Consider the following 8,808-nt stretch of genomic DNA (forward strand, 5'->3'; position numbering starts at 1 on the left):
AATCACCGCCAAGCTCGCCAAACAGCACCACCAAGCAGTCTCGGCGTAGTGGAGACCTTTGTCCTCGCGCTCAAGCAAATCAACAACTTGCCAGCGGTTCACTTGGTCGGTTGAGAAAGATGGGCTAGTGCACCACGCGCTCGAAGCTGAACTGCCCCGGCGCGCGGATCGGATCGACATCGACCGGGATCACGTCCTTCGGCAGGAACTTGCCTTCCAGCAGCAGCTTCGATAGCGGGTTCTCGATGCGCTGCTGAATCGCGCGCTTCAGGGGTCGCGCGCCAAACACCGGATCGAAGCCGATCTTGGCCAGCTCGGCCAGCGCGGCGGGCGACACCTCCAGCACCAGGTCCATCTTCGCCAGGCGCTCCTGCAAGACCTTGATCTGGATGCCGGCAATCGCCGCGATGTGCGTTGCGCTCAAAGCATGGAAGACGACGGTCTCGTCGATGCGGTTCAGGAACTCGGGCCGGAAATGGTTCTTCAATTCTTCCGTCACCGCATCCTTGATGTCTTCGCTGTCCTGGCCCACCATGCTCTGGATCATGTGGGAGCCGATGTTGCTGGTCATCACGATCACCGTGTTCTTGAAGTCCACGGTGCGACCCTGACCGTCGGTCAGGCGGCCATCGTCGAGCACTTGCAGCAGCACGTTGAAGACATCGGGATGCGCTTTCTCCACCTCGTCGAGCAGCAGCACGCTGTAGGGTTTGCGGCGCACCGCCTCGGTCAGATAACCGCCCTCCTCGTAGCCCACATAACCGGGGGGTGCGCCGATCAGGCGGGCCACGGAATGCTTTTCCATGAACTCGCTCATGTCGATGCGCACCAAGTGGTCCTCGCTGTCGAACAAGAAACCGGCCAGCGCCTTGCACAGCTCGGTCTTGCCGACGCCGGTGGGGCCCAGGAACAGGAACGAGCCGGTCGGGCGATTGGGGTCCGACAAGCCGGCGCGCGAGCGCCGAATGGCGTTGGCGACGGCGGCGATGGCTTCGTCCTGCCCCACCACGCGCTGGTGCAGCTTGTCTTCCATCAACAGCAATTTGTCGCGCTCGCCCTGCATCATTTTGGAGACGGGAATGCCGGTGGCGCGGCTCACCACCTCGGCGATTTCCTCGGCCCCCACCATGGTGCGCAGCAACTGGGCACGGCCGCCGTCCTTGGCGTTCTTGGCCCGGCCGGCTTCCTGCGCCTGCGCGTCTTTCAGTTGTTTTTCCAGACCCGGCAGCTTGCCGTACTGCAACTCGCCGGCCTTGTTGAAATCGCCTTTGCGCGTCAACTCCTCGATCTGGAAGCGCAGCTTCTCGATCTCCTGCATGATGGCCTTGGAACCCTGCGCCTGCGCCTTCTCCGCCTTCCAGATTTCGTCCAGATCGGCAATCTCTTTTTGCAGCTTGCCGATTTCCTCCTCGATCAGGCCAAAGCGTTTCTGCGAGGCCTCGTCTTTCTCGCGGCGCACCGCTTCGCGCTCGATCTGCAACTGGATCAGTCGGCGATCGAGTTTGTCCATCACCTCGGGCTTGGAATCAAGCTCAATCTTGATCTTGGAGGCCGCTTCGTCGATCAGGTCGATCGCCTTGTCCGGCAGGAAGCGGTCGGTGATGTAGCGGTGGCTCAGTTCGGCCGCCGCCACGATGGCCGGGTCGGTGATCTGCACGCCGTGATGCGCCTCGTAGCGCGCTTGCAGACCGCGCAGGATGGCGATGGTGGCCTCCACCGAGGGCTCGCCGACCAGGATTTTCTGGAAGCGGCGCTCCAGTGCGGCGTCTTTCTCGATGTACTTGCGGTACTCGTCCAGCGTGGTGGCGCCGACGCAGTGCAGCTCGCCGCGCGCCAGGGCCGGTTTGAGCATATTGCCGGCATCCATGGCGCCCTCGGCCTTGCCGGCGCCCACCATGGTGTGCAGCTCGTCGATGAAAACAATGGTCTGGCCTTCGTCCTTGGCCAGGTCCTTGAGCACGTTTTTCAGGCGCTCCTCGAACTCGCCGCGGAACTTGGCGCCGGCCAGCAGGGAGGCCATGTCCAGCGACAGGACGCGTTTGCCCTTGAGAGAGTCCGGCACCTCGCCGGCCACAATGCGCTGCGCCAGACCTTCCACAATGGCGGTCTTGCCAACGCCCGGTTCGCCGATCAACACCGGGTTGTTCTTGGTCCGGCGCTGCAACACCTGGATGGCGCGTCGGATTTCATCGTCACGACCGATCACCGGATCGAGCTTGCCCTGGCGCGCCCGCTCGGTCAGGTCCAGACAGTATTTCTTGAGCGACTCACGCTGGTCCTCGGCGTCGGCGCTGTCGACGTTCTGGCCGCCGCGCACGGCGTCTATGGCCGCTTCCAGCGACTTGCGGGTCAAACCGTTCTCGCGCGCGACGCGACCGATATCCTGCTTGCTGTCGGTCAGGGCCAGCAGGAACAACTCGCCGGCGACAAACTGGTCGCCGCGCTTGATGGCCTCCTTCTCGGCCGCCTGCAGCAGCGAAACCATGTCGCGGCCCACTTGCACCTGTTCCTGGCCCGTCACCTGGGGCAGCTTTTTCAGCGCCGCCTCGGCCGCCGCCTGCAGGCCCGGCAGGTTCACGCCAGCGCGTTGCAGCAAGGCCTTGGGCCCGTCGTCCTGGCGCAGCATGGCGCTCAGCACGTGGGCCGGTTCGATGTAGGCGTGGTCCTGGCCCAGCGCCAGTGTTTGCGCTTCACCGAGGGCTTCCTGAAACTTGGTGGTGAGTTTTTCGATTCGCATGGCAATCCTTGAAGTTCCCCCACAACTTGAGGCTTAGCCGGAATTTTCAAGGTTTCGACCCGGCCAGCCGCTTGAGAATAGTCAAGGCATGGGCTCGGTCCAGGCTGGCCGCACGTCAAATGTTATGCGCTTGGATGCCCCATCTGGCCAGGGCCGCGTCGTCCGCGACGCGGGCATCGACCCAGCGCGCGCCGTCCGGTGTTTGCTCTTTCTTCCAGAACGGCGCCTGGGTCTTGAGGTAATCGATCAAAAACTCGCAGGCCTGGAAACTGTTCGCCCGGTGCGCCGAAGTCACCGCCACCAGCACGATCTGATCCAGCGGCCGCAGCAGGCCAACGCGGTGAACGACGCGGGCGCCAAAAATGTCAAAGCGTCGCTGCGCCTCGTCAATCATCGCTTCAATGGCTTTTTCGGTCATGCCGGGGTAGTGCTCCAGTTCCATCGAGAGCACGCGCTCTGTCGCCGACGGAGAACCGGCCAGCGTGGGGGCAACATACCGATCACGCACGGTACCGACAAAACTGCACACGGCACCAACCCGGGCGTCCTGGGCACGCAGGGTTTCGATCTCGCGGCCGAGGTCGAAATCGGCGCTCTGAATGGAAACGCGGGAGCGGGCAACTTGAGAGGGATCCATGCCGGGATTGTGGCACCTCCGGCAAGACCAAGGTAAGATCAGGCCCATGTTTGCCGACACGTTCAACCGCCCTCTAGCCGCACCTGCCGGTGCGACGTTTGGCGTGGCACGCGTCGGTAAATCGAAAAAACCCAGGCTCATCTGACCGGAGCCGCGGTTCCGTCCTCGGATGAGCGATGGAACTGCCAGACATTACCCGTATTGCTGTCCCGCGCGCATCTGACGATGGTTAGGGTTCGTTCGGTGATAAGTTGTGCATTTGGCCGCCGGATTCGGGATGCAATGCTAGGCGCGAAGCGTGCCGTGTGGCTCTGCCACACAAGCGATTCGCAACGACGCAGGGCGCCCGAAGCTGGCAGGACAAATGTGCAAGTTATTGCTGAACGAGCCCTTAACACATCGGTCAAGTTTTCAACAAGGAAAGATACGTGCAAACTTCTGGCAATTTCTCAGGGCTGTGGGTTCCCCTGATCACCCCTTTTTCCAATGGCGCCATCGACCACCCGGCGCTGACCCGGCTGGTGCAGCGCTTGCGCACCACCGGCATCGCCGGCTTCGTGGTCTGCGGCTCCACCGGCGAAGCCGCCGCGCTGGACCCGGCCGAGCAACTGGCGGTGCTCGATACCGTGACACAGGCAGCGGCCGATCTGCCGCTGGTGATGGGCTTGTCGGGCTACCACCTGCCCAAGACCCTGGCCTGGGTGAAAACGCTGGCCACGCGGCCCCTGGCGGGCCTGCTGGTGCCGCCGCCGCACTATGTTCGTCCGGCGCAGAGTGGCGTGCTGCACTGGTTCAATGCGCTTGCCGATGCCGGCGCGCAGCCGCTGATCGTCTACGACATCCCCTACCGCACCGGTGTCGCCATAGAGCTTGATAGCTTGCGGGCACTGAGCCGGCATCCGGCCATCCGGGCCGTCAAGGACTGCGGCGGCGACGCCGGCAAAACGCAGGCGCTGATTGCCGAGGGTCAGTTGCAGGTGCTGGCAGGCGAGGACGCGCAAATTTTCAGCACCGTGGCGCTGGGCGGCAGCGGTGCCATTGCCGCCAGCGCCCATCTGCATACCCAGCGTTTCGTGCGCGTGTTGCAGTCACTGCAACAAGGCGATCTGGCGCAAGCCCAAGCCCTTTGGCGACCCTTAATGCCCTTGATAGCGGCGTTGTTCCGTGAACCGAATCCAGGCCCGCTGAAGGCGCTGCTGGCGCAGCAAGGCCTGATCCACAACGAATTGCGCGCCCCCATGACGGCGGCCACAGCGGCGCATATTCAAGGACTCATTCAACTGAGCGACACGCTGGCATCGGCGGCATGAAACGACATGCGGGTTTCGGCGCCGGGCCGCCCCAAGGCGAAACAGCCCCCTCGGGGGGCAGCGAGGACACGCAGTGCCGAGCGTGGGGGCTATAGTTCAGCCGCCGGTCACGGGCGGGAAGAAGGCCACTTCAGCGCCGTCAACCAGCGCGGCGGACTCATCGCTCATCACCTGGTTGAGTGCCATGCGCACGGCGCGGCCACGCGCCAGTGACTCGGCCCAGACGCCGCCCCGGGCCAGCAACTCGTCGCGCAGCGCCGCCAGTGTGGCGGCGCTGGTGAGCAGCGATTCGCTGGAGACGCCAACGGCCTCGCGGATGGAAGCGAAATACTTCACTGTGATGTTCATCCCAGCACCTCGGAAAAAGGAATAAAGCGGACCAGGTCACCCTGCGCAATGGTCTGCCCGGGCGGGTTGTCCAGCAAGCCATCGGCCCAGACGGCGGAGGTCAGGACGCCCGAACTCTGGTTGGCAAACAGGTCCAGTCCACCGGCCGGGTTGCGTCGCACGCGCAGGAATTCACGCCGCTTATCGGCTCTGGCCCAGGTGAAATGGGCCGGCAGGGCGAAGGTTGCCGGAGCCAGCTCGGTAACGCCCTGCAACTTGAGCAAAAACGGTCGCACCAGCAACAAGAAGGTGACGAAGCTCGACACCGGGTTGCCCGGCAGTCCGATGAAGTGGGCGTTGTGCACCCGGCCGTAGGCAAAAGGCTTGCCCGGCTTGATGGCGATCTGCCACAGGTCCAGCGCGCCCAGGGCCTGCACCGCCGGTTTGATATGGTCTTCCTCGCCGACCGAGACACCGCCACTGGTCAGAATCAGGTCGTGGCCTTGCGCAGCGCCGTGCAGGGCTTGCACGGTGGCGTCCAGCCGATCCGGCACGATGCCCAGATCGCTCACCTGGCAGCCCAGCCGCGACAGCAGGGTGCGCAAAAAAAAGCGGTTCGAGTTGTAGATGCTGCCGGGCTTCATTGCCTCGGGTGCCACCTGGCCCGGCATCACCAGTTCGTCGCCGGTCGAAAACAAGGCCACCCGCGGGCGCCGTGCCAGCGGCAGCACATGCATGCCAATGCTGGCCGCCAGCCCCAGCGCGGCGGGCGTCAGGCGCGCGCCTTTTTGCAGCACCACGGCGCCGCGCCTGATGTCTTCCCCGGCACGGCGAATCCACTGGCCCGGCGCCGGCAGGGACTTGATGCGCACCTGGGCGTCATCAACCACATCGCAGTCCTCCTGCATCACCACCGCATCGGCGCCTTCAGGAATCGGGGCGCCAGTAAAGATGCGGGCCGCGCTCAGGGGCGCCAGCGCCGTGCCGGATGAGCCGGCCGCAATGCGTTGCGTCACCGACAGCAGGTTCTGCGCCGGCGACAGATCGGCGCAGCGCACGGCGTAACCGTCCATCGAACTGTTGTCCTGCGGCGGCACCTGCAAGGCCGACAGCAGATTCTGCGCCAACACCCGGCCATCGGCCTCGAAGGTGGAAACCGACTCGACCCCGTCCAGCGCCACGGCAAAGTCCAGCAGTTCGGCCAGGGCTTGTTCCAGCGGTTTCAAGGGGGGCCGCGGCGCACTCACTGGAGTACCTTCGTGCTGCGCACTGCGGTGCGAGCTTGCTTGGGGACGGCCCGGCGCGGCGCTCACGCAAAAACCTCCGCCCGGTATTCGAACCGGTCCGCGTTGGCGATCAACCAGTCCGCGACCGCTTCCACATCATTCAGGTCCAGCACCGGGCGCTGCGTCGGATGGGGCAACTGCGTCGGCGAGTCGGTGGCGATGGCAACGATGAAATGATCGTCCGGATAACGCGCCGGTTTGTTGGAGAGCGCGCGCCAGACTTCGATCTTGAGCAAATCGGAGTCCTTGAAACCCTCCACCAGCACCCAGTCGACACCTTCGTAGAGTTCGGCAATCAACTGGTGCACCGTGAGCTGCACTGTTTGCTCGAATTCGCGCATCAAGGCCAGCCGCTGATCCGACGCCACCACCACTTCGAAAGCGCCGGCCGCGCGATGCCGGTAAGTGTCTTTGCCGACATGGTCAATATCAAACTGATGATGGGCATGCTTGACCACCGAGACGCGCAAACCCCGCAGTCGAAGCGCCGGAATCAGCCGCTCCACCAGCGTCGTCTTGCCGGAACCCGAATAGCCCGCGAAGCCGACCACCTTCATGAACAGTGCCGCGCAATATAGGCTTTGACCGCAGCCGCATCGGCGGCCATGCGCGTGACCCGTTTCGGCAACGCTTCGATACCCTCGAATTGGGCCGGACGATCCGGCTCACGCCCCAGCGCCTCGACGATGGTGGCGGCGAATTTGATCGGCAAGGCCGTCTCCAGCACGATCATGGGAACCCCCGGCTGAAGGTGTTCGCGCGCCACCTTGAGGGCGTCGGCGGTGTGGGTGTCGATCATGACGCCAAAGCGCTCGAAAGTATCCCGGATGGTGGCCAGGCGGTCGGCGTGGCTGCTCTTGCCGCTGGTAAAACCATAGCGCGCGGCGGCCTGCCCGAAGGCCGGATCACGGCTCAAATCGAAGCGCCCGCTGCTGGCCAGGGCCTCGCCAAACAGCGCCTTGACCCGCGCTCCGTCGCGACCCAGCAGATCGAACACAAAGCGCTCGAAGTTGCTGGCCTTGGAGATGTCCATCGACGGGCTGGACGTCTCAAAAGTGTCGGCACTGCCGCGCACGCGGTAGACGCCGGTGCGGAAAAACTCATCCAGCACGTCGTTCTCATTGGTCGCCACCACCAGTTGCGCAATCGGCAAGCCCATCATGCGCGCCACGTGGCCGGCGCAGACATTGCCGAAGTTGCCGCTAGGTACGGTGAAGCTGATGAAACGAGCCCCCACGCTTGTCGCTTCGCGTACGGCGCTGCCCCCCGAGGGGGCTAATTTTGGCTCCGCCGCACTTCGTGAGCCTAGGGGCGGCCCGTCGGAAAATTGCCATGCATCATCTGACGTTGCCTGGAAGTACCCGGCGAAGTAGTAGACCACCTGTGCCAGCAAGCGCGCCCAGTTGATCGAATTGACGGTGCCGATCTTGTATTTGCGTTTGAACTCGAGGTCGTTGGAGACGGCCTTGACCATGTCCTGGCAATCGTCAAAAACGCCGTCCACCGCGATGTTGTGAATATTGTCATCTTGCAGGCTGAACATCTGCGCCTGCTGAAACGGGCTCATCCGACCATAAGGGCTGGTCATGAAGACGCGCACGCCTTTCTTGCCGCGCATGGCGTACTCGGCGGCACTGCCGGTATCGCCGGAGGTGGCGCCCAGGATGTTGAGCTGTTCGCCGCGGCGCGCCAGCTCGTACTCGAACAGGTTGCCCAGCAGCTGCATCGCCATGTCCTTGAAGGCCAGCGTCGGCCCGTTGGACAGGGCTTCGAGGTACAGCGGCACCGGCGCCGACCCGGCGGCAAGCGGCTGCAACTTTTTCAGCGGCACGATGGCGCTGCTGCCGAACACAGCCTCGGTGTAGGTCTTGCGGCACAGGGCGCGCAGGTCCGGCGCCGCAATGTCATCGATGTAGAGCGACAGCACCTCGAACGCCAGTTCGCCGTAGCCCTGTTCCTGGTACACCTGGCGCCAGCGCGCCAACGTGGCCGGGTCCACTTGCGGGTAGCTTTCGGGCAGGTACAAGCCGCCATCGGGCGCCAGGCCTTCCAGCAGGATTTCGCAAAACCGTTTGCGCGCGCTCGGGTCACTGGCGCTGGCGCGGGTCGAGAGGTACTTCATCAGGCCAGTTCTTCCTTGCGAATGCGGGTGATGGGCGCCAGCACGGTCGGCAGTGCCTGCATTTGCGCCAGGGCGGCGTTCATTTCGGCTTCGACGCAGTCGTGCGTGAGAATGATGAGATCGGTCTGCGCCACTTGCGCCTCGCCACCCACTTCGTCGGCCTCGCGTTGCAGCATGGCGTCGATGCTGATATTCAGGGACGCCAGGATGCCGGTCACCTTGGCCAACACCCCGGCCTGGTCGGCCACGCGCAAGCGCAGGTGGTAACTGGTCACGACCTCGCTCATCGGCAGCACGCGCAAATCGCTCATGGCATTGGGCTGGAACGCCAGGTGCGGCACCCGGTTCAGCGGATCGGCGGTGTGCAAGCGGGTGATGTCCACCAGGTC

Annotated in this window: 8 protein-coding genes; 1 reads left to right on the forward strand and 7 read right to left on the reverse strand. The window is 64.0% G+C overall.

Annotated elements, in window-relative coordinates; translation table 11 throughout:
* Positions 1-124: 124 nt before the first annotated feature.
* Both clpB and PHS32_RS23575 read right to left on the reverse strand, forming a co-directional pair.
* Positions 125-2,737, reverse strand: a complete 2,613-nt coding sequence (clpB, locus tag PHS32_RS23570) for an ATP-dependent chaperone ClpB (RefSeq protein ID WP_301081940.1) — start codon at positions 2,735-2,737, stop codon at positions 125-127.
* A 115-nt stretch (positions 2,738-2,852) separates the two neighbouring features.
* Positions 2,853-3,374: a molybdenum cofactor biosynthesis protein MoaE gene (locus PHS32_RS23575; protein ID WP_301081942.1), complete on the reverse strand. Its 522-nt coding sequence runs from the start codon at positions 3,372-3,374 to the stop codon at positions 2,853-2,855.
* A 428-nt stretch (positions 3,375-3,802) separates the two neighbouring features.
* Here PHS32_RS23575 and dapA point away from each other — a divergent pair, with 428 nt between their 5' ends.
* A complete protein-coding gene (gene dapA / locus PHS32_RS23580; protein WP_301081944.1) occupies positions 3,803-4,684 on the forward strand; it encodes a 4-hydroxy-tetrahydrodipicolinate synthase in 882 nt (293 codons plus the stop codon).
* Positions 4,685-4,780: 96 nt separating this feature from the next.
* Here dapA and moaD read toward each other — a convergent pair whose 3' ends face one another.
* The 5 genes from moaD to PHS32_RS23605 form a co-directional block, all read right to left on the reverse strand.
* Positions 4,781-5,032 carry a molybdopterin converting factor subunit 1 gene (gene moaD / locus PHS32_RS23585; protein WP_301081946.1) on the reverse strand — a complete coding sequence of 84 codons (252 nt, stop codon included), beginning with the start codon at positions 5,030-5,032 and terminating at the stop codon, positions 4,781-4,783.
* Entirely contained in the window at positions 5,029-6,258 is a 1,230-nt protein-coding gene (gene glp, locus PHS32_RS23590) for a gephyrin-like molybdotransferase Glp (protein WP_301081948.1), read from the reverse strand. The genes moaD and glp overlap by 4 nt, the downstream gene beginning before the upstream one ends.
* 62 nt (positions 6,259-6,320) lie before the next feature.
* Positions 6,321-6,854 carry a molybdopterin-guanine dinucleotide biosynthesis protein B gene (gene mobB, locus PHS32_RS23595; RefSeq protein WP_301081949.1) on the reverse strand — a complete coding sequence of 178 codons (534 nt, stop codon included), beginning with the start codon at positions 6,852-6,854 and terminating at the stop codon, positions 6,321-6,323.
* On the reverse strand, positions 6,851-8,419 hold the full coding sequence (locus PHS32_RS23600) for a threonine synthase (protein WP_301081951.1): 1,569 nt from the start codon (positions 8,417-8,419) through the stop codon (positions 6,851-6,853). The genes mobB and PHS32_RS23600 overlap by 4 nt, the downstream gene beginning before the upstream one ends.
* Positions 8,419-8,808: ACT domain-containing protein (locus tag PHS32_RS23605; RefSeq protein ID WP_301081952.1), on the reverse strand; the 390-nt coding region annotated here is incomplete at its 5' end. The genes PHS32_RS23605 and PHS32_RS23600, both read right to left, overlap by 1 nt.

The sequence above is a fragment of the Rhodoferax sp. genome, assembly GCF_028714215.1.
Taxonomy (GTDB): domain Bacteria; phylum Pseudomonadota; class Gammaproteobacteria; order Burkholderiales; family Burkholderiaceae_C; genus Rhodoferax.

Coding starts and splice junctions, on each gene's coding strand:
- clpB (WP_301081940.1), bottom strand. CDS start 2,737: ATGCGAATCGAAAAACTCACCACCAAGTTTCAGGAAGCCCTCGGTGAA.
- PHS32_RS23575 (WP_301081942.1), bottom strand. CDS start 3,374: ATGGATCCCTCTCAAGTTGCCCGCTCCCGCGTTTCCATTCAGAGCGCC.
- moaD (WP_301081946.1), bottom strand. CDS start 5,032: ATGAACATCACAGTGAAGTATTTCGCTTCCATCCGCGAGGCCGTTGGC.
- mobB (WP_301081949.1), bottom strand. CDS start 6,854: ATGAAGGTGGTCGGCTTCGCGGGCTATTCGGGTTCCGGCAAGACGACG.
- PHS32_RS23600 (WP_301081951.1), bottom strand. CDS start 8,419: ATGAAGTACCTCTCGACCCGCGCCAGCGCCAGTGACCCGAGCGCGCGC.